This window comes from Pseudomonas sp. 5C2 (assembly GCF_034314155.1).
In the GTDB taxonomy this organism is placed as follows: domain Bacteria; phylum Pseudomonadota; class Gammaproteobacteria; order Pseudomonadales; family Pseudomonadaceae; genus Aquipseudomonas.
This window is the reverse complement of record NZ_JAVIWH010000001.1, coordinates 101593-124438: the sequence shown is the minus strand read 5'-3', so window position 1 is coordinate 124438 and position 22846 is coordinate 101593. Positions and strand designations below refer to the sequence as shown.

The 22846-nt window shown below is 57.5% G+C and carries 23 protein-coding genes and 1 pseudogene; 7 read left to right on the top strand and 17 right to left on the bottom strand.

Translation table 11 applies throughout. From position 1 onward, the window contains the following. Positions 1-734 precede the first annotated feature (734 nt). From RGU44_RS00580 to RGU44_RS00555, 6 genes and pseudogenes are all read right to left on the bottom strand, one after another. Positions 735-977 carry a hypothetical protein gene (locus tag RGU44_RS00580; protein WP_322215179.1) on the bottom strand — a complete coding sequence of 81 codons (243 nt, stop codon included), beginning with the start codon at positions 975-977 and terminating at the stop codon, positions 735-737. 48 nt (positions 978-1025) lie between these two features. Next, positions 1026-1310: a hypothetical protein gene (locus RGU44_RS00575; protein WP_322215177.1), complete on the bottom strand. Its 285-nt coding sequence runs from the start codon at positions 1308-1310 to the stop codon at positions 1026-1028. A 222-nt stretch (positions 1311-1532) separates the two neighbouring features. Beyond that, a complete protein-coding gene (locus tag RGU44_RS00570; RefSeq protein ID WP_322215175.1) occupies positions 1533-1862 on the bottom strand; it encodes a hypothetical protein in 330 nt (109 codons plus the stop codon). 758 nt (positions 1863-2620) lie between these two features. Then, the gene (locus tag RGU44_RS00565; RefSeq protein ID WP_322215174.1) at positions 2621-2926 is read right to left on the bottom strand and encodes a hypothetical protein; all 306 of its coding nucleotides are present in this window, start codon (positions 2924-2926) and stop codon (positions 2621-2623) included. Then, complete coding sequence (locus RGU44_RS00560) at positions 2923-3636, bottom strand: DUF4225 domain-containing protein (protein WP_322215173.1); 714 nt, start codon at positions 3634-3636, stop codon at positions 2923-2925. Before RGU44_RS00560 ends, RGU44_RS00565 begins: the two co-directional genes overlap by 4 nt. Then, a pseudogene (locus RGU44_RS00555) lies at positions 3624-4118 on the bottom strand (Hcp family type VI secretion system effector). Before RGU44_RS00555 ends, RGU44_RS00560 begins: the two are co-directional and overlap by 13 nt. Positions 4119-4337: 219 nt before the next feature. On the opposite strand from RGU44_RS00555, the gene RGU44_RS00550 reads away from it, so the two are divergent. The 4 genes from RGU44_RS00550 (at position 4338) to RGU44_RS00535 (ending at position 7584) form a co-directional block, all read left to right on the top strand. Continuing rightward, positions 4338-5615 (top strand): CynX/NimT family MFS transporter, encoded by a 1278-nt coding sequence (locus RGU44_RS00550; protein WP_322215172.1) that lies wholly within the window; start codon positions 4338-4340, stop codon positions 5613-5615. A gap of 110 nt (positions 5616-5725) precedes the next feature. Beyond that, a complete protein-coding gene (locus tag RGU44_RS00545) occupies positions 5726-6196 on the top strand; it encodes a nuclear transport factor 2 family protein (RefSeq protein ID WP_322215188.1) in 471 nt (156 codons plus the stop codon). 51 nt (positions 6197-6247) lie between these two features. Then, complete coding sequence (locus RGU44_RS00540; protein WP_407074564.1) at positions 6248-6568, top strand: GIY-YIG nuclease family protein; 321 nt, start codon at positions 6248-6250, stop codon at positions 6566-6568. Positions 6569-6651: 83 nt separating this feature from the next. Next, complete coding sequence (locus tag RGU44_RS00535) at positions 6652-7584, top strand: glutathione S-transferase family protein (protein ID WP_322215171.1); 933 nt, start codon at positions 6652-6654, stop codon at positions 7582-7584. A gap of 38 nt (positions 7585-7622) precedes the next feature. Here the strand turns inward: RGU44_RS00535 and RGU44_RS00530 are convergent, their stop codons facing one another. Together RGU44_RS00530 and yejK are read right to left on the bottom strand one after the other, a co-directional pair. Then, positions 7623-7973 carry a glutaredoxin family protein gene (locus RGU44_RS00530; protein ID WP_322178033.1) on the bottom strand — a complete coding sequence of 117 codons (351 nt, stop codon included), beginning with the start codon at positions 7971-7973 and terminating at the stop codon, positions 7623-7625. A 22-nt stretch (positions 7974-7995) separates the two neighbouring features. After that, positions 7996-8997: a nucleoid-associated protein YejK gene (gene yejK / locus RGU44_RS00525; protein ID WP_219060934.1), complete on the bottom strand. Its 1002-nt coding sequence runs from the start codon at positions 8995-8997 to the stop codon at positions 7996-7998. A gap of 416 nt (positions 8998-9413) precedes the next feature. On the opposite strand from yejK, the gene RGU44_RS00520 reads away from it, so the two are divergent. Beyond that, positions 9414-9695: an HU family DNA-binding protein gene (locus RGU44_RS00520; protein ID WP_219060935.1), complete on the top strand. Its 282-nt coding sequence runs from the start codon at positions 9414-9416 to the stop codon at positions 9693-9695. A 106-nt stretch (positions 9696-9801) separates the two neighbouring features. Here the strand turns inward: RGU44_RS00520 and rlmF are convergent, their stop codons facing one another. From rlmF to RGU44_RS00495, 5 genes are all read right to left on the bottom strand, one after another. Beyond that, positions 9802-10803: a 23S rRNA (adenine(1618)-N(6))-methyltransferase RlmF gene (rlmF, locus tag RGU44_RS00515; protein WP_322178034.1), complete on the bottom strand. Its 1002-nt coding sequence runs from the start codon at positions 10801-10803 to the stop codon at positions 9802-9804. A 177-nt stretch (positions 10804-10980) separates the two neighbouring features. Further along, positions 10981-13827, bottom strand: a complete 2847-nt coding sequence (locus tag RGU44_RS00510; RefSeq protein ID WP_322215170.1) for a valine--tRNA ligase — start codon at positions 13825-13827, stop codon at positions 10981-10983. A 161-nt stretch (positions 13828-13988) separates the two neighbouring features. Then, positions 13989-14417 carry a DNA polymerase III subunit chi gene (locus tag RGU44_RS00505; RefSeq protein WP_322178035.1) on the bottom strand — a complete coding sequence of 143 codons (429 nt, stop codon included), beginning with the start codon at positions 14415-14417 and terminating at the stop codon, positions 13989-13991. 7 nt (positions 14418-14424) lie between these two features. Continuing rightward, positions 14425-14853, bottom strand: a complete 429-nt coding sequence (locus RGU44_RS00500; RefSeq protein ID WP_322178036.1) for a DNA polymerase III subunit chi — start codon at positions 14851-14853, stop codon at positions 14425-14427. Positions 14854-14909: 56 nt separating this feature from the next. Then, the gene (locus tag RGU44_RS00495) at positions 14910-16400 is read right to left on the bottom strand and encodes a leucyl aminopeptidase (RefSeq protein ID WP_322178037.1); all 1491 of its coding nucleotides are present in this window, start codon (positions 16398-16400) and stop codon (positions 14910-14912) included. Positions 16401-16739: 339 nt separating this feature from the next. Here RGU44_RS00495 and lptF point away from each other — a divergent pair, with 339 nt between their 5' ends. Both lptF and lptG read left to right on the top strand, forming a co-directional pair. Then, entirely contained in the window at positions 16740-17861 is a 1122-nt protein-coding gene (gene lptF / locus RGU44_RS00490; protein ID WP_322178038.1) for an LPS export ABC transporter permease LptF, read from the top strand. Further along, positions 17854-18915, top strand: a complete 1062-nt coding sequence (lptG, locus tag RGU44_RS00485; RefSeq protein WP_322178039.1) for an LPS export ABC transporter permease LptG — start codon at positions 17854-17856, stop codon at positions 18913-18915. The genes lptF and lptG overlap by 8 nt, the downstream gene beginning before the upstream one ends. Before the next feature lie 93 nt (positions 18916-19008). On the opposite strand, the gene RGU44_RS00480 is transcribed toward lptG, so the two are convergent. From RGU44_RS00480 to RGU44_RS00465, 4 genes are all read right to left on the bottom strand, one after another. After that, entirely contained in the window at positions 19009-19497 is a 489-nt protein-coding gene (locus RGU44_RS00480) for an RDD family protein (protein ID WP_322215168.1), read from the bottom strand. 97 nt (positions 19498-19594) lie between these two features. Beyond that, the gene (locus RGU44_RS00475) at positions 19595-19807 is read right to left on the bottom strand and encodes a cold-shock protein (protein WP_322178041.1); all 213 of its coding nucleotides are present in this window, start codon (positions 19805-19807) and stop codon (positions 19595-19597) included. Positions 19808-20214: 407 nt separating this feature from the next. After that, positions 20215-21339 carry a glycine cleavage system aminomethyltransferase GcvT gene (gcvT, locus tag RGU44_RS00470; RefSeq protein ID WP_322215167.1) on the bottom strand — a complete coding sequence of 375 codons (1125 nt, stop codon included), beginning with the start codon at positions 21337-21339 and terminating at the stop codon, positions 20215-20217. A 72-nt stretch (positions 21340-21411) separates the two neighbouring features. After that, on the bottom strand, positions 21412-22788 hold the full coding sequence (locus tag RGU44_RS00465; protein WP_322215166.1) for an L-serine ammonia-lyase: 1377 nt from the start codon (positions 22786-22788) through the stop codon (positions 21412-21414). Between the last annotated feature and the right edge of the window lie 58 nt (positions 22789-22846).

Sequence of the window (22846 nt, the reverse complement as noted above, 5' to 3'; positions counted from 1 at the left end):
CCCCCCCCCCCCCCCCCCCCCCCCCCCCCCCCCCCCCCCCCCCCCCCCCCCCCCCCCCCCCCCCCCCCCCCCCCCCCCCCCCCCCCCCCCCCCCCCCCCCCCCCCCCCCCCCCCCCCCCCCCCCCCCCCCCCCCCCCCCCCCCCCCCCCCCCCCCCCCCCCCCCCCCCCCCCCCCCCCCCCCCCCCCCCCCCCCCCCCCCCCCCCCCCCCCCCCCCCCCCCCCCCCCCCCCCCCCCCCCCCCCCCCCCCCCCCCCCCCCCCCCCCCCCCCCCCCCCCCCCCCCCCCCCCCCCCCCCCCCCCCCCCCCCCCCCCCCCCCCCCCCCCCCCCCCCCCCCCCCCCCCCCCCCCCCCCCCCCCCCCCCCCCCCCCCCCCCCCCCCCCCCCCCCCCCCCCCCCCCCCCCCCCCCCCCCCCCCCCCCCCCCCCCCCCCCCCCCCCCCCCCCCCCCCCCCCCCCCCCCCCCCCCCCCCCCCCCCCCCCCCCCCCCCCCCCCCCCCCCCCCCCCCCCCCCCCCCCCCCCCCCCCCCCCCCCCCCCCCCCCCCCCCCCCCCCCCCCCCCCCCCCCCCCCCCCCCCCCCCCTCTCTCACACAGCAGTTATATCTTTTACAAAATGAAGAAAAAAGAAAAGAGAAAGGATGGATTCTGCATTGATTTGGTGACAGGCAGCATAAAGAAACCCGGGCTTTGGTCCGGGTTTTTTATGGCTGTTGCATTTCCCCAAGGAGCGTGTCGATTACAGAATCCCAAGGTCCCTCATGCCCATGAGAGTAATGACACTGAAACCCCACAAGCAAAGCCCCAGCAGCATCCACGCGTAGTTAAGCAGCGTAAATCTGGCATTGCTCTCACCCCGTGAATCATCCTCCAGATAATTGATGGCCCGTTGCGCGCCGATCAGCAGGTAGGTCTCGGCACATAGCAAGACCAGGGACACCGCCGCGCTCAGCCCGAAGCCGGCAAGCAGACCCTGGCCCATCCCAATCAAGGTCAACCCTATCAGAGCAATAGCACGAAATTTGGGAAACTAGGCCAAATGACGACCGGAACGTTCAATACCTTGATTGATTCGTTGAAAAAGCACATACACAAAAAATATATTAAATAATCCTCTGGCACCTGGCCAAATACTGGCACCCGTCGAGTCCTTATAAATCTTCCAGTTTTTATATGACCAGTAAACATAATAAAGCCCGGACGTCATGATGAACATTATGGCTAGCTTTGTTATCGATACGACGAAAAAAGCCGACTCGTCCTCTTGAGTGACTTCCAGTGCGGACTGCGGCGTAGCATAGGGATTGGCAGACATCGAACCTCCTTGATATTTTTTGACTAGCGCGATAATTAGCGCCCACGCTTAATACCACCCGGCCAAATCCCTGAAAGCCGGCCTGTTCCTTTATTTATGTAAGAAATTTCCGAGTAGGCCGGACCCAAACCATCGTAGGAGACAGACTTGTCTGCGAAGGCCATTCAGCGCGGGATACCAGACGGAACTCGGCGCCTGATTTTCTCAGGTGTACATCGAATCCTATCCCGGAGGAATATCGACGCGCATCGGCGGGCGTACTCTTCGTAAGAACCATTTTCTTCTTACATCAGGGACAGGAAATGAAGCGGCATGGGCATACTTCATGAAAAATGATAGCCGGCCGACAATAGAATTATCTAGCTTTCCTACGAACGGCAGAACTCCCGTTGTTGAGAAGGGAAGGTGGATATATACAAAAATAAAAATGTAAAAAACAACCAGAATGAGTTTTTCTTTGGAAAATTTCATATCGGAAAAGGCGTACACCGCCCGCAGCGTGGGTAGGTAGAAAATGAAGGTAAGCAAGGGGAATAGAACGTAGGTGATCATGGTATTCATTTTGGCTTTGTGTGGTCGCCGTTCTTGCCAGACGCAAGTTTATTGTTGAGAATCTTACGTATATTTTTTCTCGGAACTGGAGGTTCCCATATATTCATGGGGTCGCGCTTTTTATAGTCTGCTCGTGCCGCATAAACAGTAATCGATAGAATAATACTGAATACAGTAGCATAAATCACTCGCCGATAAACAGGTGTAAGGAAGAAGAGCTCTGGCAAGGAAGTTACAACTATTACGGAGAAGAACGCGGCGCACGCGGGAATAATCAAGCATGAACCGACTATATAGATATGCCTGTGACGGCGCGCGGTCGTTATTTTTATGGTCGCGATGTCCTGCTTCACATCAATATCATTGACCGACCGAATTGCGTTGGCCCTTATAGGCAATAACCCATTTTTTATCCAGGGAACTGGGGTAGCGTAAGCGTACGCAATCAACATGAAAACTGAAAGCCACCCAATAATTGAGTTGTCCTTTGTCCCCAAAAACGGAATGTATCCGTCTTGAGCGAAGCGCCAGTGGGCACTCGCAAAAAATAAATTATATATGACGATGATAAAATACTTGATGAGAGAGCAACTTTTTTTACCCAGTGCAGACTTGGCCCACAATGATGTAAGGTAAAAAAGAATGGTACAAAATGCGAAGCTTACGTAGAAAGTTAAGTTATGCAACCGACCTTCCCCTCCGAATATTTCCAATTTGCATACGGAATCCCACTCAATATTAGTGACAAGCGACAAGGGCTAACTCTCTGAAAACCGCCATCTGAGCTTTGACTTATTGGGAAGCGCCAATGCATGAACACATACACCGACCAATGCGACAGCCCCAATGAAAGGAAACTCTTGAAGTATGTCCGGCCGTTTCCCTAGGAATACAAAATAATCAGCCTTGATTATATCTAGGTAAGGCACAGCAAATACCCCATTAAAAACAATGCAGAAAAATAATTTTGTAGCGTTCAGGTTATTCCCGGAAAGGCATATTTTTAAATGGATGGCCCCGATGATACCGCCGATGACTATTAGCGGGAAAATCCACGCAATCATTTTCCCGCCTCTTCATGTATTTGGCGCATTGTTTGTAAGTCTAAGTACGCCTCGAACGTAAGCGCAGTACCGCTCATCCGCTTATATGCCCTAACGTAGTCTGTTGGGATAGGTCTAAATAGCTTCCACGTACCTGGCTTTAAAAGCAGTCGACCAGCACCAACTAGAGACAAACCTACATCAGACACGTAATAAGCGATATTATCTTCGCGAGGTCCGTAGTTTAAGCTTTTCGCAGCTACCTGGTACGCTTTCCTGGTCAGGCCTTCTGTATCGTTACGATCCTCAATAATATTCATCGTATTTTCATACATATTGTTTGCTCCATGTACCATCAAGAGCGCACCGACGGTGAGGCACATTGTGCCTACGGACACATAGCAGATTCCGGCGCCGGCTATGATCTGTGCGCCCCCACCGATAATGCCAGCGCTTTTTTGACCGAGTTCTAGTGATTGCCCCCACAGACTCTTCTGTTCTCCTCCAATCTCCTTTAATCCTTGTTCGGCACTCTTCCTCCCCTCCACAACATCCCTGACAATCCCCCGCGCGTAATACGCAACCTCACGGTTGAATTGAATTCGAAGCATTCCATCTTTAATGTGTAATGCCGACACCGAGCACGCTTGGCTCGCCAGTACACCCGCCGCATGGGTGACTCTTGAGTAATCATCGCTGCTTGGTTTTTGCTTCTTGTTTATTTGCTCCATGCCGAGTCATCCCAAGAGCTGTAACCGCTGGTATTTGCCAAATGATGCGTCCAGGTAATATCACGGTAGCGAATGGCAATTTGTTCTTCAGGTTCTGCGTCATTTTCCGAGATGGCATGGGGCATGCTCATAATCTGATTGGCGATCAGGCAGCCTTTTAATTTTACGGTAAAGAATTTTTCTTGTGTGCCAAACTTCGAGACTCGGTAGAAGGTCAGTTCACAGTCTACAACTTCCCTATTGGCTAGCGCTTGAGCCAATAGCGGGGTTGCCTTGTCAATGTTTTTGGTAATAACTATCGGTTGGTGTGTGGCGTGTCCGGAGTTTTAAATATTATGCATTCCGTGAACGAACGACAGCACCATAATTTTATCAATATGCGCAGTCTGACACTTGTTGCCAATGGACTCTTGGCTTGAGCAGCCCGCTGAAATGAGGCCTTGCTGTTTTCCTGAGACAGTCATGTAACCATGGTTTGCCATTGAATGAACCTCCATTTAAATTGCCGACAATTATATTCCGAAGGTTTTGGGGGGGATGTAGGACGTTTCTGAGTTTCATATATTTATGCGCGATGGCGGTATATCTGACACGCCGCGTTAAGGGATTCGAAGGCAAGCCCACAGATTGACCAACCTTGTGTTCTCTGTCGTTCTCCAACAGGATGCCCGGTCTGATCCAGAACCTGACCAGAGAATCAAATGACGACTAAGGCGCCTCAGGCGAGCACAGGCCCCCGTGACATCAATGAACTGCTGATCGATGCCGAAGCTGACGATGAGCAGGTGCAGCAACATCATCCGGTACTAATACGTCCCTGGCTGTTGTTACTGGGGCTGGTATTGGTCGCCTTGAACCTGCGTCCGGCGTTGTCGAGCATGGCGCCGATGCTCAGCGACGTCTCGAAAAGCCTGGGCCTGTCGGCGGCTAAAGCCGGATTACTGACTACGTTGCCCGTGCTGTGTCTGGGATTGTTCGCGCCGCTGGCGCCGATTCTGGCGCGGCGTTTTGGCAGCGAGCGGGTGGTATTGGGCATTTTGCTGACGCTGGCGGGCGGGATCATTCTGCGCAGTTCATTCGGTGAAACGGGGCTGTTTGCAGGCAGTATTCTGGCCGGGGCGAGCATCGGCATCATCGGTGTGTTGCTGCCGGGGATCGTTAAACGGGATTTCGCCAAACAGGCCGGGACCATGACGGGCGTCTACACCATGGCCTTGTGTCTGGGCGCAGCGATGGCTGCCGGCTCGACCGTTCCGTTAAGCCAGTATTTCGACAACAGTTGGGCGACGGGCCTTGGTTTCTGGATCATTCCAGCAATGCTCGCGGCTGTGTTCTGGTTACCCCAGACACGTCAGGAGCATGGTCTGCACCGAGTCGCCTACCGTGTGCGTGGATTGCTGCGTGATCGACTGGCATGGCAAGTCACCCTTTATATGGGCCTGCAATCATCGCTGGCATACATCGTGTTTGGTTGGTTGCCATCGATTCTGATCAGCCGTGGTCTGTCCCCGACCCAAGCGGGTCTGGTGTTGTCCGGTTCGATCATGGTGCAACTGATCAGTGCCCTGACTGCGCCTTGGCTGGCGACACGCGGGAAGGACCAGCGGCTGGCGATTTTGGTGGTGATGCTGCTGACGCTCGGCGGTTTGTTCGGTTGCCTCTATGGGCCGCTCGACGGTCTGTGGGGTTGGGCAATTGTTTTGGGCCTGGGGCAGGGCGGGACCTTCAGCCTTGCGCTGACCCTGATCGTGTTGCGCTCGCGGGATTCACATGTCGCGGCCAACCTGTCGAGCATGGCTCAAGGCTTCGGTTATACCCTCGCTTCCCTGGGGCCGTTCGCGGTGGGTATCGTTCATGACTTGACCGGTGGCTGGAATGCCGTTGGCTGGATTTTCGCTGTTGTCGGTCTGGCCGCGATCGTTTTCGGGCTGGGCGCCGGGCGTGCGTTGTACGTACAGGTCCACAGCGAGAAAGTCTGAGCGACGGTATTCTCGTCGCGAATGCAGATAGTCAGGGCATGGGTTGCAGGCTATCGTGCAGGCATCTTTCGTGAGCCATGGAACCGGACTGTATGAGCGAAGCAACACGCCTGAGTGATGCCAACAACGCAGTGATCACGGAGTTTTACCAAGCGTTCAACCGGCTGGACGCGGATGCTATGAGCGCCTGCTACACCGAGGACGTTCTGTTCAGTGATCCGGTGTTTGGCGAGCTGCGCGGACGGCAAGCCGGTGACATGTGGCGCATGTTGACCTCACGGGCCAAAGAGTTTTCCGTGGTCTTCGATAACCTCCGTGCGGACGAGCGTACCGGCGGCGCACATTGGGTCGCGACTTACCTGTTCAGTCAGACGGGCAATACGGTGGTCAATGATATCCAGGCGCGCTTTGTGTTTCGCGACGGCAAGATCTGCGAACACCACGACCATTTCGACCTGTGGCGCTGGTCGCGTCAGGCCTTGGGCACCAAAGGCTTGTTATTGGGCTGGACGCCGTTTGTGCAGAATGCGATTCGGGCTCAGGCGCAGAAAGGCCTGAAAGCTTTCCAGGCCGGGCGCTGACGCTCTGCTAAGATCGTTCACTCGCTCTAACTGCCTGCGTTCATGACCACCATGCAAGAAGCTTCCCTGACACCGGCCGACGATGCGCTGGTGACGATCAATGCCAGCAAGCCCTGGTTCGTCTATCTGGTGCGTGCAGCCAACGGTTCGTTGTACTGCGGCATCAGTGATGATCCCCAGCGCCGTTTTGCCGCCCATCAAAGTGGCAAGGGTGCGCGGTTCTTCTATTCCAGCCCGGCGGTCGCGCTGGTCTACACCGAAGCCTGCTGTGATAAGCGTGAAGCCTTGCGTCAGGAACGCTTGATCAAGCAACTGAAAAAAAGCGCGAAGGAAGCCTTGGTGTTGAGTGCAGTTGTTAATCCATCGGCGTGATGAGCGGTTATCAAACTGACCGGGTAGGCTCGCAGGACTCAGGCAGGTAAGCTGCTGACTTTCCATCTGAAGGGCGACCGAACATGACAGAGCTGATCCTGCACCATTACCCAGCCTCGCCGTTTTCCGAAAAGGCCCGTTTGATCCTGGGCTTCAAAGGGCTGTCGTGGCGCTCGGTGATGATTTCACCCGTCATGCCCAAGCCTGACCTGACCGCATTGACCGGGGGGTATCGCAAGACGCCGGTGCTGCAAGTGGGGGCCGATATCTATTGCGACACGGCCTTGATGGCTCGCCGTCTGGAACAGCAGAAAGCCTCACCCACGTTTTTCCCCGAAGGCCAGGAATTCACCGTGGCAAGTTTCGCTGCCTGGTCCGATTCGATCATGTTCCAGCATGCCGTGAGCCTGGTGTTCCAGCCAGAATCTATCGCCCTGCGTTTTGCCAAAGCACCGCCCGAGGCGGTCAAAGCCTTCATCGCCGACCGTACCGAGTTGTTCAGTGGCGGCACCGCATCACGCCTGACGCTGGAGCAGGCAAAGCATCAATGGCCGACCCTGATATCCCGGCTGGAGCTGCAACTGGAGCGCAATGGTGACTTCCTGTTCGGTGAGGCCTCCATTGCCGACTTCTCCCTGGCCCACACCCTGTGGTTTCTCAAGCAGACCCCCGTCACCGCACCGTTTGTCGATGCCTACCCGGCGGTGTCGATGTGGTTGAATCGAGTGTTGGGTTTCGGTCACGGTGCGTTCAGCGACATGAGTGCCACAGACGCTTTGGAGATCGCTCGCAACGCTACGCCTGCAGCGCTGCCGGACGAGGTCTTTGAGGACCCGAACGGCTTCACCCCTGGCCAGAAAGTGGCCATCTCCGCCGTCGACTACGGCGTCGATCCGGTGGAAGGCGAGTTAGTCTTTGCGGGTCGTGAAGAGCTGATTCTGCGTCGCGAGGACGAGCGCGCGGGTGTGGTGCATGTGCACTTTCCGCGCTTTGGATTTCGGATCGAGGCGCGCTGAGCTGAGGGGCCTGCGCCTGCTTTCGGGCGCGGCTGACATCATTTCAGCGCTGCCAGGATCGCTTCCGGGCTGAATCCCCTGATCAACGTACCGTTCACGTCGATCAGCGGGATGCCGCGTCCACCCAGGGCTTCATAGGCCTTGCGCCCTTCGGCTGACTTCTCGATATCAAACTCTTTGTACGGGATGCCTTTGCTGTCGAGAAAACGTCGGGTCTTTTTGCAGTAGCCGCACCAGTCGGTGGCGTACAGCACGACGTTGGCCTGCGCTTGACGTTGGGTCGCGACTGTCGAGGACGGCGAGAACAGGTGCTCGATCTTGCCCCAGTTCTGGTAAGCCACAACCACCAGCATGATCAGCAGAAACTTTTTCAGCGTGCGCGTCAGCATCTGCCAGATCCCTGTTTAACCATCACCGGCGCTTCAACTGGTCAGTGAGTTGGGTGGGCAGACCTTTGATGATCAAGGTGCCAGCCTCTTCGTCGTACTCGATCTTGTCGCCCAGCAAATGGGCTTCGAAACTGATCGATAGGCCCTCTGCGCGGCCGGTGAAGCGACGGAACTGATTCAGGGTGCGCTTATCCGCCGGGATCTCCGGAGACAGGCCGTAGTCCTTGTTGCGGATGTGCTCATAGAATGCGCGTGGACGCTCTTCGTCGATCAGCCCTGAAAGCACTTCCAGGCCCATCGGCTCGCCGATCTTGCTTTGGCTGCTGGCGTAGTCGACCAGCGTCTTGGTTTTCTCGCGGGCGGACTCTTCCGGCAGATCTTCGCTCTCCACGAAGTCGCTGAAGGCCTTGAGCAGGGTGCGGGTTTCGCCGGGGCCATCGACACCTTCCTGGCAGCCGATGAAGTCACGGAAGTATTCCGAAACCTTTTTCCCGTTCTTACCCTTGATGAAGGAAATGTACTGCTTGGACTGCTTGTTGTTCTGCCACTCGGAAATATTCACCCGTGCGGCCAGGTGCAATTGGCCCAGGTCCAGATGGCGCGACGGCGTCACGTCCAGTTCGGCATTCACCGCCACGCCTTCACTGTGGTGCAACAGGGCGATGGCCAGGTAGTCGGTCATGCCTTGTTGGTAGTGGGCGAACAAAACGTGACCACCGACCGAGAGGTTGGATTCTTCCATCAGCTTCTGCAGGTGCTCGACGGCAACCCGACTGAATGCGGTGAAATCCTTGCCGCCTTCCAGATATTCCTTCAACCAGCCGCTGAAAGGGTGCGCGCCGGATTCGGCATGGAAAAAGCCCCAGGCTTTGCCTTGTTTCGCGTTATAGCTCTCGTTGAGGTCGGCGAGCATGTGCTCGATGGCCTGGGACTCAGCGAGTTCGGAGTCGCGCGCATGCAGGACTGCTGGCGTACCGTCGGGTTTTTTGTCGATCAGGTGGACGATGCAATGACGGATCGGCATGGGCTTCTCGGCTGGGGTAAACGGATGATGAAGAGCTGCGTTGGAGCCCGCGCTCAATTCAAGGTCGGGCAGTGTAACGCACCTTGGGCACTGCCAGAACGCCTCGCAAGACACGGGTTTTGGCCTGAATCAGACGTTTGCCCTGTATTTTTCATGCTCTAACGCTCTAAAGCTGACCAAATGGGTAGGTAGGTGCGGATATTTGAGCGTCTCTGTGCTAGTTTTGCCCGGTCTTGCGCACTTGAAGGGCGCTAAGCATGCAGTTTGTAAGCGTCAGGTCGAACCAAAGCCCGGTTTCAGTATCTACATTTCGCGATTAATCGTGGCTGCTACTGGAGGGCCGGATTCATTGTCTGGCCCCGGGCCGATGCCGCATTCTGCAATCCACATGAATTTGATAGGGAAGGAACACCACCATGGCTCTGACTAAAGACCAATTGATCGCCGATATCGCTGAAGCTATCGACGCGCCAAAAACCACCGCGCGTAATGCTCTTGAGCAATTGGGCCAAATTGTTGCTGACCAACTGGAAAATGGCGCTGAAATCACTTTGCCTGGCATTGGTAAATTGAAAGTGACCGAGCGTCCAGCTCGCACTGGCCGTAACCCGTCGACGGGCGCTGCCATTGAAATCGCTGCCAAAAAAGTGATCAAGTTCGTACCTGCTAAAGGGTTGACCGATTCGGTTAACAAGTAAGCTGACGCGGCCTTAAGGGCCGTTTTACTTGCTGTAAAAAAGCCGTGCTCCGGATCACTCCGGGCACGGCTTTTTCAGGCCTGCGGTAAACCCATCCAGCATGAACTCAGCTTTTGGCCGATGCCCAGCGCTCTAGGCGCCATGCTTGCTGCTGTGCTTTATCGAGGAAAGTCCAGGCAACGAAGCGGCTCTGCTTCTGGCCTTGGGACATTTCCACCACGTGGCTTTCCACAACTCCGGCTTTTTTCAGCGTGCTTTGAATCGAGGCCAGATTGGAGGCTTTCGACACCAGCGTACTGAACCAGAATACTTGCCGCGGTACTTGCTTGCTCTCATTGATCAGTTGCGTCACGAAGCCAATTTCGCCGCCTTCGCACCACAATTCCTGCGACTGCCCACCAAAGTTCAAGACCGGCAATTTGCGCTTGGGGTCAGCCTTGCCGAGGGCGCGCCATTTGCGTTGACTGCCGCGTTGCGCTTCGTCGATTGAGGCGTGGAACGGCGGGTTGCACACGCTCAGGTCGAAACGTTCGTCGCTGCGCAGCAGATCCAGAAGGATATGCGAGCGATTGCTTTGCAGGCGCAGGCTGATGGCTTTGCTCAGGCCATTGGACTTGACGATGGCAGTAGCGGCCGCAACAGCAGTCGGATCGATTTCCGAGCCGAGGAACTGCCAGCCATAGTCGCTGTGACCGATCAACGGATAGACGCAGTTGGCGCCCATGCCGATATCCAGTGCACGAATCGACGCCCCGCGCGGGATAACGCCATCGTTGCTGCTGGCCAACAGGTCAGCGATGAAGTGCAAGTAATCGGCACGCCCTGGAATCGGCGGGCAAAGATAGTCCGCCGGGATATCCCAGTGGGCAACGCCATAATAGGACTTGAGCAAGGCCCGGTTGAACACCCGCACGGCAGTCGGGTTGGCGAAGTCGATGCTTTCCTTGCCATAGGGATTGATGACCACGAATTCGGCCAGTTCCGGGCTGCTTTTGATCAACTGCGCAAAGTCGTAACGGCCTTGATGGCGGTTACGGGGATGCAGGGTCGCTTTTTCACGGGGCTCGGCGGGTTTGCTGGGTGCTTTAGGTGTGCGTGGAGCTGTCATGAGGAGTCAATTCTGTGGAGTGTAGGCGTAGCCCTGTAGGAGCTGCCGAAGGCTGCGATAAGGTTGAAACAACCTTCGCTTATTTAAGGTCACGACCGCTTCGCAGTCGATCGCAGCCTTCGGCAGCTCCTACAGGGTGCCACTGGCTCGCTTGCGAGCCAGTCTTACTTGTCGCCCTTACAAACTGGCGATCCGTGCGTGTTGCTCAGCCAGCTTGCCCAAAGCCTGTTCGGCTTCGGCCATTTTGGCGCGTTCTTTGGCGATGACTTCAGGTGGAGCCTTGTCGACGAAGGCGGCGTTGGACAGCTTGCCTCCGACGCGTTGCACTTCACCTTGCAGGCGCAGGATTTCCTTGTCCAGGCGCGCCAGCTCGGCGGCTTTGTCGATCAAGCCGGCCATCGGCACCAGCACTTCCATCTCGCCCACCAGCGCTGTGGCAGACAGCGGCGCTTCAACGCCCTCAGCCAACACGGTGATGGATTCGAGCTTGGCCAGTTTTTTCAACAGGTAGTCGTTTTCGGTCAGGCGACGCTGATCTTCGGCGCTGACGTTCTTGAGGAACAATTGCAGCGGCTTGCCTGGGCCGATGTTCATTTCCCCGCGAATGTTGCGGGTGCCGAGCATCAGGCCCTTGAGCCACTCGATATCGTCTTCGGCGGCCTGATCGATGCGTGCTTCGTTGGCCACTGGCCACGGTTGCAGCATGATCGTCTTGCCGCTCACGCCAGCCAGTGGCGCCAGGCGCTGCCAGATCTCTTCGGTGATGAAGGGCATGAACGGGTGAGCCAGACGCAAAGCGACTTCCAGTACCCGTACCAGCGTACGGCGGGTGCCGCGCTGACGCTCGACCGGTGCGGTTTCGTCCCACAATACCGGCTTGGACAGTTCCAGGTACCAGTCGCAATACTGGTTCCAGATGAACTCATACAATGCCTGTGCCGCGAGGTCGAAGCGGAACTGGTCGAGGTGTCGGGTCACTTCGCTTTCAGTGCGTTGCAGCTGGGAGATGATCCAGCGATCCGCCAGCGACAGCTCTACCGCTTCGCCGTTCTGGCCGCAGTCTTCACCCTTGTCCAGAACGTAGCGTGCGGCGTTCCAGATCTTGTTGCAGAAGTTGCGATAGCCTTCGACGCGGCCCATGTCGAACTTGATGTCGCGGCCGGTGGAGGCCAGCGAGCAGAACGTAAAGCGCAGGGCGTCGGTGCCATAGCTGGCGATACCGTCGGCGAACTCCTCACGGGTCTGCTTTTCGATTTTCTTCAGCAGTTTCGGCTGCATCAGCCCGGTGGTGCGCTTGGCGACCAGGTCTTCGAGTTCGATGCCGTCGATGATGTCCAGTGGGTCAAGGACGTTGCCCTTGGACTTGGACATCTTTTGACCCTGGCCGTCGCGTACCAGACCATGCACGTACACGGTCTTGAACGGAACCTGCGGCGTGCCGTCTTCGTTCTTCACCAAATGCATGGTCAGCATGATCATCCGGGCGACCCAGAAGAAAATGATGTCGAAGCCGGTAACCAGCACGTCGGTGGAGTGGAAGGTCTTGAGTGCTTCGGTTTTTTCCGGCCAACCCAAGGTCGAAAAGGTCCAAAGCCCGGAGCTGAACCATGTGTCGAGAACGTCGTTGTCCTGTTGCAGGGCGATGTCCGGGCCCAGGTTGTGCTTGGCGCGCACTTCGGCTTCGTCGCGGCCGACATAGACTTTGCCGGACTCGTCGTACCAGGCCGGGATGCGGTGGCCCCACCAGAGTTGACGGCTGATGCACCAGTCCTGGATGTCACGCATCCACGAGAAGTACATGTTTTCGTACTGCTTGGGCACGAAGGCGATGCGGCCATCTTCCACGGCGGCGATGGCCGGTTCGGCCAACGGCTTGGTGGAGACGTACCACTGATCGGTCAGCCACGGTTCGATAATGGTCCCGGAGCGGTCGCCCTTGGGCACTTTCAGCGCGTGGTCATCGACACTGACCAGCAAACCCATTTCATCGAGGGCGGCGACGATCTGCTTGCGCGCTTCGAAACGGTCGAGACCGGCGTAGGCTGCGGGCAGAGTGCCATCCACTTGATCGTTGAGTGTGCCGTCGATGTTGAACACCTGCGCGACAGGTAGCACGGCGGCGTTCTTGTCGAAGATGTTCAGCAGCGGCAGATTATGGCGCTTGCCGACTTCATAGTCGTTGAAGTCGTGGGCTGGCGTGATCTTCACGCAGCCGGTGCCGAATTCAGGATCGCAGTAATCATCAGCGATGATCGGGATACGACGGCCCACTAGTGGCAGTTCGACGAATTTGCCGATCAGGGCTCTATAGCGCTCGTCTTCCGGGTTAACCGCTACAGCGGCGTCGCCCAGCATGGTTTCCGGACGCGTGGTGGCTACGACCAGATAATCCAGGCCGTCAGCGGTTTGAGCGCCGTCAGCCAGTGGATAACGCAGGTTCCACAGGTGACCTTTCTCGTCGTGGTTTTCCACTTCCAGATCGGAGATCGCCGTGTGCAGCTTGGTGTCCCAGTTGACCAGACGCTTGCCGCGATAGATCAAGCCGTCTTCATGCAGGCGCACGAAGGCTTCTTTGACGGCATCGGACAGGCCGTCGTCCATGGTGAAACGCTCGCGGTTCCAGTCCACGGATGAACCCAGACGGCGGATCTGCCGGCTGATGTTGCCACCTGACTGATCCTTCCATTCCCAGATTTTTTCGAGGAATTTTTCACGGCCGAGGTCGTGACGGCTCAGACCTTGAGCTTCGATCTGGCGCTCTACCAGCATCTGCGTGGCGATACCGGCGTGGTCGGTACCCGGCTGCCACAGGGTGTTGCGACCCTGCATGCGGCGGAAACGGATCAGGGCGTCCATGATCGCGTTATTGAAGCCGTGACCCATGTGCAGGCTGCCGGTGACGTTCGGCGGCGGGATCATGATGGTGTATGCGTCACCCGTGCCTTGCGGAGCGAAATAGTTCTCGGACTCCCAGGTTTGGTACCAGGAAGTTTCAATAGCGTGCGGCTGGTAGGTCTTATCCATGCGCGGCGGGACCCTAATAGGCATTAATTCAGGAAAGCCGACAAGTATAACGGGGATGAACAGCGGGGCGTAGAGCGAGGCGATCACCAGCGGGATAAAAATGCCGGATCATGGAATGTGCAGGCGCGGGCAAGCCCGCTCCTGCAGGGGTAAGCCGTTGCTCAACCCTGATATTGACTCAACAACCGTTCCATCCGCGCATCAAGGCGGCGTTTGATTTCGGTTTCTATGTGCGGGGCGAAGTCGTCGATAACATCTTGCATGATCAATTGCGCAGCGGCGCGCAATTCGCTTTCCAGGTGCAGCAGGCGATCTGGATTGGCGCTGACGGGTTCGGGTTGTGTCGCCGGAGGTTCTGGCGTCAGGGTTGGAATGTCCGCCTCGTCGGCATCGGAGTCGGTGTCATCCGTGTCGGTGTGTGCAGTCGCCTGAGCGCCCACCACGTTGAACAGTAACGGAATCTGTACGTCGCTGGCGACCGAGTCGGTCAGCAACGGCGGTTGCAAGGAGTCATCGCCGAGTAATTGGCGGATCGACTCAAGGTCATCCAGTAGATGTGCGGAGTCTTTCAGGGGTTTTTGAGTATCCATCGTGTGCTCAGAGACGCTGTAATCGGTGATCTTGCAGAGGATAGCCCTGTTCACGATAGAAGCGGAAGCTCTCTCGTGCGGCCTGACGAATCGCAGGGTCTTCTACCACGACTTCCGCCACGCGGGCAAAACGCTTGAAAAAATCGGGGATGCGCAGGTCCAGATTGACCAGCAGATCCTGATGGTGCCCAGAGTCATCGCCCAGGCCTAAAACGACGGGTGCGTCCTGATCGTCTTCCGCAGCGCCATGGGGCACGAAGCTTTCGCCCTTGAAGCGCCACAGCCGGGCGTCGAGGTCGTCGCGCTGGGCGGCATCGCTGCAATGGATGTACACCCGGTGGCCCAGACGCCAGGCTTTTTCGCTGAGTTTGCAGGCGAAGTCCAGGCGTGCCAGCGGGTCAGCGCTGGGCAGGATATAAAAGTCGACTTGAGTCATGTCAGCTCCAGAGCGCAGGGCGTATCAGCCAAACGGCCGATACGCCCTTAAGCGTTTTATACGCCAGCGCGGTCGAGCAGGTATTGAGTCAGCAGCGGAACCGGGCGGCCAGTGGCGCCTTTTTCTTTACCGCCGCTCAGCCATGCAGTGCCCGCGATGTCCAAGTGGGCCCAGTTATAGGCTTTGGCAAAGCGTGACAGGAAACAGCCTGCGGTGATCGAGCCGCCTTTAGGGCCGCCAATGTTAGCAATGTCGGCGAACGGGCTGTCAAGTTGCTCTTGGTACTCCTCGAACAATGGCAATTGCCATGCGCGGTCGTCGGCCTTCTTGCCAGCGTCGAGCAGTTGTCCGATCAGCGCATCGTTGTTGCCCATCAGCCCGGAGGTGTGGCCGCCCAATGCGACGATGCAGGCGCCGGTCAGGGTGGCGATATCGATCACAGCTTGTGGGTTGAAGCGTTCGGCGTAGGTCAGGGTGTCGCACAGCACCAGACGGCCTTCGGCGTCGGTGTTGAGGATCTCGACGGTCTGACCGCTCATGGTGCTGACAATATCGCCCGGACGAGTGGCGTTGCCGCCTGGCATGTTCTCGGCGCAAGCCAGCAGGCACACCAGATTGATTGGCAGTTTCAGCTCAAGCACGGCGCGCAGGGTGCCGAACACACTGGCGGCACCGCACATGTCGTACTTCATTTCGTCCATGCCTGCGGCAGGCTTGATGCTGATGCCGCCGGTGTCGAAGGTGACGCCCTTGCCGACCAGAACATGCGGCTGGTCGCTCTTCTTGCCGCCCTGATAATTCATCACGATCAGGCGGGGCGGTTGTTCGCTGCCCTGAGCCACGGCCAGGAAAGCGCCCATGCCCAGTTCCTTGAGCTTCTTCTCGTCGAGGATGTCGACTTTGAGATGCTTGTGTTCCTTGCCCAACGCTTTCGCTTCTTCGGCCAGGTAGCTTGGGTGGCAGACGTTGGGCGGCAGATTGCCCAGGTCGCGGGTAAAGGCCATGCCTGTGGCGATGGCGGCGGCGTGAGTTGCGGCACGCTCGGTGTCAGCCAGTGCTGCCTTGCTGGTCAGCAAGGTGATTTTTTTCAGGGCGCGGGGCTCGGCTTTCTGGCTTTTGAAACGGTCGAACACATATTCGCCATCAGCCAGGGTCTCTACCAGCAGGCGCACTTTGCCGTAGGTGTCGCGACTCTTGACCGCAAGATCGCCGAGGGCAATGACCGCATCGCTGCCGCCCAGGCCTTTAAGCACGTTTAGCGCGCCGGTGACGACTTTGCGGAACTGACGATCAGACAATTCAGTTTCTTTGCCCACGCCGACCAACAGCACGCGTTCGGCTTTGAGGTTGGGCAGAGTGTGCAGCAACAGGCTTTGGCCGACTTTACCAGGCAGGTCGCCACGTTTGAGCGCCGCAGTAATCGCGCCGCCGCTGAGGGTATCGAGCTTTGTTGCTGCGTCGCTGAGGGTGCGGTCTTCAGTGACGGCGACCACCAGCGTAGCGGTTTTCAAAGTTTCTGGACTAACGCTCTTTACAACAAATTCCATGTCGGGGTCCCCGAATAAACTGTGAGTTTTCGTAGAATAAGTGACATGCGCGGCCACAGAGAGGTATCTCGAATCTGTGGCGCCTGCTACAAGGCCCGCAGTTTGACCCTGACGCACGGACCCTGACAACCCTTCGCGCGATACGTTTACATGCAGTCCTGACGTTGTCGTATCGAGCGTATCAACCTTCTATAGAGAAGGCGCAGTGACAGGGACCCTCAATCACAGGATAATGCCGCATATTTTTTAGGCGGGTCGCTTCTGCGAGCCGGTTACCACTGTGGCTGATTCGCTTTCTTTGTTTGGCCGCCTGCGCCTGACAACCCTGGAGTGTCTGGTTTGATTGTCTTTCGTTATCTGTCCCGAGAAGTGCTGGTTACCTTGAGCGCGGTCAGCGCCGTGTTGTTGGTAATCATCATGAGCGGACGCTTCATCAAATACCTGGCTCAAGCCGCATCGGGAGCCCTTGACCCCGGTGTGCTGTTCTTGATCATCGGCTTTCGTCTGCCTGGCTTCTTGCAACTGATCCTGCCGCTGGCCTTGTTTCTGGGCATTCTGCTGGCATACGGTCGGCTTTATCTGGAAAGCGAGATGACTGTCCTGGCCGCCACCGGCATGAGCCAGCAGCGTTTGCTGTGGATCACCATGGCGCCAGCGACCGTGGTTGCGCTGCTGGTCACCTGGCTGAGCCTGGGGTTGGCGCCGCAAGGCGCAGCGCAGGTTTCTATGATCGTCAATCAACAAGACGCATTGACTGAGTTCGATACGCTGGTACCTGGCCGCTTCCAGGAGCTGCGCGACGGTTCGCGGATTACTTACACAGAAACGCTTTCAGACGACCGCGCTCGTCTGGGTGGGGTATTCATCTCCGAGAAACGCCCGACCCAGAATGGGGCCAAGGATCAAGGGATCTCCGTTCTGGTCGCCGAGAAGGGGCATCAGGAGGTCAGGGCTGATGGTAGTCGCTACCTGATTCTGGAGAATGGTTACCGTTATGACGGCAACCCCGGTGAGGCCAACTACCGCGCCATCAAATACGATACCTATGGCGCCCTGTTGCCAAAACCCGCGATCAGCGAGGAAATTACCGACCGCGAGTCGATTCCGACCCGTGATTTGTTCGGCAGCGACAACCCTCGCTACAAGGCTGAGTTGCAGTGGCGGCTCGCCCTGCCGGTCCTTGTGTTTATCGTGACATTGATGGCGGTGCCGCTGGCCAAGGCCAACCCGCGTCAAGGGCGTTTCCTCAAGCTGCTTCCGGCGATCCTTCTGTACATGGCGTACCTGACCATTTTGATTGCCGCTCGCGGTGCGCTGGAGCGGGGCAAAATCCCAATGGTTCTGGGCCTGTGGTGGGTGCATGCGCTGTTTCTGGGCATTGGCCTGTTATTGCTGTACTGGGAACCTCTGCGGTTGAAGATGGCGAGCCGCCGCACGGCGCAGGAGGTGGCCCGTGGTTAAAATCGACCGCTATATTGGCAAGAGTGTTCTAGTCGCGATCCTTGGCGTGCTCGGGGTCATTTTGGGGCTGGCTTCGCTGTTTGCTTTCATTGATGAAATAAAAGACATCAGCAACACCTACACCTTGGCCGATATTACTTCCTTCGTATTGCTGACTGCGCCGCGACGTGTCTACGACATGTTGCCGATGGCTGCACTGATCGGTTGTCTGGTTGGCCTTGGCAGTCTGGCCAGCAGCAGTGAACTGACCATCATGCGCGCAGCGGGTGTGTCCATCGGGCGTATCGTCTGGGCGGTAATGAAGCCGATGCTGGTACTGATGGTCGCTGGCTTGCTGGTGGGCGAATATGTCGCACCGCCCGCTGAGGACCTGGCTCAGTCCAACCGAGCCCTGGCCCAAGGCAGCGACGAATCGCAAAGCGGCAGGTACGGGGTGTGGCACCGTCAGGGCGAAGAGTTCATTCATATCAATACCGTACAACCCGATGGGGTGCTGTACGGCGTGACTCGCTATCGTTTCGACGATCAACGGCACATGCAGTCCGCAAGCTTCTCGAAGAAGGCGAAGTTCGAGAATGATTCATGGATGCTGGAAGACGTGACCACGACGCTTTTCCATGCTGACAGCACCGAAGTCGTCAAAAGCCCGAATGATCGTTGGGACGCGTCCCTCAGCCCACTATTGCTCAGCACGCTGGTCTTGCCGCCGGACTCGCTGTCGATCACTGGCTTGTGGAGTTACGCACATTATCTTGCGGATCAGGGCTTGAACAATGGCCGTTACTGGTTGGCGTTCTGGACCAAAGTCCTGCAGCCGCTGGTCACAATGGCGCTGGTGTTGATGGCTATCTCGTTCATCTTCGGCCCGTTGCGCTCGGTGACCCTGGGTCAACGGGTGTTCACCGGGGTGCTGGTCGGCTTCACCTTCCGCATTGCCCAGGACCTGCTTGGGCCGTCTAGTCTGGTGTTCGGATTTTCGCCGCTGTTCGCGGTGCTGGTGCCTTCCGGGATCTGTGCCGTGGCTGGGGTCTGGCTGCTACGCCGGGCGGGCTAGAAAAAAGACAGACAAAAAAGCCGACGTCGAGTCGGCTTTTTTACAGGGTGCGCCAGGCATGCGCGTTGCGCGTAAGCAGTTCATCCAGAGCCACTATTTTTTCTGCTTGGGTACCTGCACCAGCTGGCTGTCGGAATATATGTCATGCCAGCTGCGTTTCTGCTTATCGAACAATACCCAGAAAAAGCCCAGTCCCACGCATAGCCACGAACCGATAGCGACCACGAAACGCAACAGTGCCTGCCACAGGCTGATGGCAGTGCCGTCGGCGTTCTGCACACGAATGCCCCACACCTGCATCCCGAGGGTCTGGCCTGAATGGGTCCAGAACTTGGCGAAGAAACCGAACAGCACAAACACCAGAATCGTTGAAAGCAGCGGGTCGCTGTCCAGCGCCCCGGACTCGGACATCGCGCGTAATTGAGCCTCACCGATAAAGGCCATCAGGATCAGCTTATAAACGAAGGTGGTGACCATCAGCAGTGCGATGCACAGCAGGGCGTCATAGAACATCGCCGCAAGGCGGCGGCCCAAGCCTGCAACGGGAAAGTCGCCTTGTGGGTGGAGCAGGTGTTTCGACATGGCGGGCTCTCGTTTGCAAAAAGAACCCATTTTACGGAATCCCAGCCATAAAAAAGCCCCTGATGTCAGCATCAGAGGCTTTTTTACTGATCGCTATTTAAGCTTCGGCTTGAACTTCATCCGCCTGCAAGCCTTTTTGGCCCTGCACCGCAATGAAGGTCACCTTCTGACCTTCTTTCAGGCTCTTGAAGCCGCTGCCCTGAATAGCGCGGAAATGGACGAACAGATCCGGACCGCTCTCTGGCGTGATAAAACCAAAACCCTTTTCGTCGTTAAACCACTTGACGGTACCGCTCTGACGATTCGACATTTTCTTATTTCCCTGGAACTTGAATTGATGACAGTCTCTTTCGCCTGAAAGAGTACTGGACTGGCTGCAGGTAGTAAGAAACGTCGAGCGGGATGTAGCAATACTTAGAGCTACTGCCCAGGTCACGGTTCAAGCGACCCATGCAAACACAGTTAAGAAACTCTACGCCAACCATGGCAGAAAAAACAAGCCCTGCTCAGGCGCAGGTTTCCGGCACTCTCCAGCTTTTTTGAACGGTGTGCCCGTCAGGCAAGATCGATGGTTTTTTACCCGTGTGCCTGGCTATATGCAAAGTGCGCCGTGGACTAACAGCGCACTTTACAGCGGTATACATTGCGATTGCATGACGGCCAGTTGCCCTGTTTTTGGGTGTCCAGTTTACGGGCGGCCGCCTTTAACCTCGCCTGTTAACCACGGTAGTAACGCTGCGCCACGAATGGCATTTTGCTGACCCGCATCAGCACTTTCTTACCCCGCACGATGGCCCAGACTTCACTGTCCAGCGCGGTGTAAGCGCTGTCGAGGTAAGCCATGACCAGCGGTCCACCCAGAGTTGGACCGAACCCACCGCTGCTGACTGTACCAATGGGTTTGTCGTTGGCATCGACGATTTCTGCGCCTTCACGGACCGGCGTACGTTCCTGCGGCAGCAAGCCGACACGTTTGCGGCTCACACCGGCTTGCTGCTGAGCAAAGATCTGCTCCGCGCCGGGGAAGCCACCGGCACGTGCGCCGTCGGCGCGTCGAACCTTGGAGATCGCCCATAACAGGTTGGCCTCAACCGGTGTGGTCTCGGTGTTCATGTCGTGGCCATACAGGCACAGGCCTGCTTCGAGACGCAGAGAGTCGCGGGCACCGAGCCCGATGGGGGCGACCTCTGGTTCGGCCAACAAACGGCGGGCCAATGCGTCGGCTTGATCGGCGGGGACCGAGATTTCAAAACCGTCTTCACCGGTGTAGCCGGAGCGGCTGACGTAGCAGTCGGCGCCGAGCAACGTCACCTTGGCAAACTGCATGAACGTCATGTTCGCCACTTCCGGAGCCAGACGTGCAAGGACGGTCACTGCTTCCGGACCTTGCAGGGCCAGCAGGGCGCGTTCTTCGAACAGGGGCTGGATGTCGCACTGACCGGTCAGGTGCTGTTGCAAGTGCGCAAGGTCCTGGTTTTTACAGGCGGCGTTGACCACCAGAATCAGCTCGTCGTTGCCGATGTTGGCGACCATCAGGTCATCGAGAATGCCACCGCTTTCATTGGTGAACATCGCGTAGCGCTGCATGCCCACGGGCAGGTCGATGATGTCGACCGGCACCAGGGTTTCCAGCGCTTTGGCGGCGTTGGCGCCGGTCAGGCGAATCTGGCCCATGTGCGATACATCGAACAAGCCGGCATGCGCGCGGGTGTGCTGGTGTTCCTTAAGCACGCCAGCGGGGTATTGAACGGGCATGTCGTAGCCGGCAAACGGCACCATTCTGGCCCCCAGTTCGCGGTGTAAAGCGTGCAGCGGGGTAGTTAACAGCTGTTCGGTGGACATTCATGGCTCCTTGGAGTTTTCCGGCTTTCGCTTTGTAGGGAGGGCGAAAGCAGTCGATTTCATGAGGCTGTTTCAGCACTCGATAATGTTCACGGCCAACCCGCCTCGGGCGGTTTCCTTGTATTTACTTTTCATGTCGGCACCGGTCTGGCGCATGGTGCGGATCACTTTGTCGAGGGAGACGAAGTGCTGACCATCGCCGCGCAACGCCATGCGCACGGCATTGATCGCTTTCACCGAACCCATCGCGTTGCGCTCGATGCAGGGCACCTGCACCAAGCCGCCAATCGGGTCGCACGTCAGGCCCAGGTTGTGTTCCATGCCGATTTCGGCGGCATTTTCTACCTGCTGAACATTGCCGCCCAACACTTCGCACAACGCTCCGGCCGCCATTGAGCAGGCCACGCCGACTTCGCCCTGACAGCCCACTTCGGCGCCAGAGATCGAGGCGTTTTCTTTGTAAAGAATGCCAATCGCCGCCGCCGTGAGCAGAAAGCGCACAACCCCGTCTTCATTGGCGCCGGAGATAAAGCGCATGTAGTAATGCAGCACCGCCGGGACAATCCCCGCTGCACCGTTAGTGGGGGCGGTGACGACCCGGCCACCGTTGGCGTTCTCTTCGTTGACCGCCAGGGCGTACAGGTTGACCCAATCGAGCACTGACAGTGCATCACGCAGCGCCGCCTCCGGGTTGTTGCACAGCTGACGGTGTAGCGCTGCAGCCCGGCGTTTGACCTTCAACCCGCCCGGCAAAATCCCTTCATTGCGGCACCCCGCTTTCACGCAATCCTGCATGACCTGCCAGATGTTCAGCAGGCCTTTGCGGGTTTCCGCTTCCGGGCGCCAGGCGGCTTCGTTGGCCAACATCACCTGGCTGATAGACAGGCCATGCGCCGTGCAATGGCCCAGCAAATCCTTGGCGCTTTTGAACGGATAGGTCAGAGGAGTGCTGTCTTCTACGATCCTGTCAGCGCCGGCGGCGTCTTCATCGACAACAAAGCCGCCACCGACGGAATAATATTCGCGGCTACGAGTCTGCAAACCGGCGGCATCAAACGCACGGAAAATCATGCCGTTTGGATGGAACGCCAAGGGTTTTCGGATCATCGCCAAGTGTTGTTTTTCGACGAACTCGATGCTGTGTTCACCGAGCAGGTTCAGGCGCTGACTGCTGCGAATCTGTTGCAGACGCGCAGAGATGGTTTCGGTATCGACGGTGTCAGGGTGTTCGCCTTCCAGGCCCAGCAGCACGGCCTTGTCGCTGCCATGGCCCTTGCCGGTAGCGCCCAGTGAGCCATACAGCTCGACCTTCACGCAGGCCGTTGTCGTCAGCAAATCGTCGCGGCGCAGACCTTCGGCGAACCGGGCAGCCGCCCGCATCGGGCCCACGGTATGCGAACTGGAGGGGCCGATACCAATCTTGAACAGGTCGAACACGCTCAGCGACATGGTTGCACTCCGGTTTTTTATTATAGACAGGGAGGTCGCGTTTAATTGTAGGAGCGAG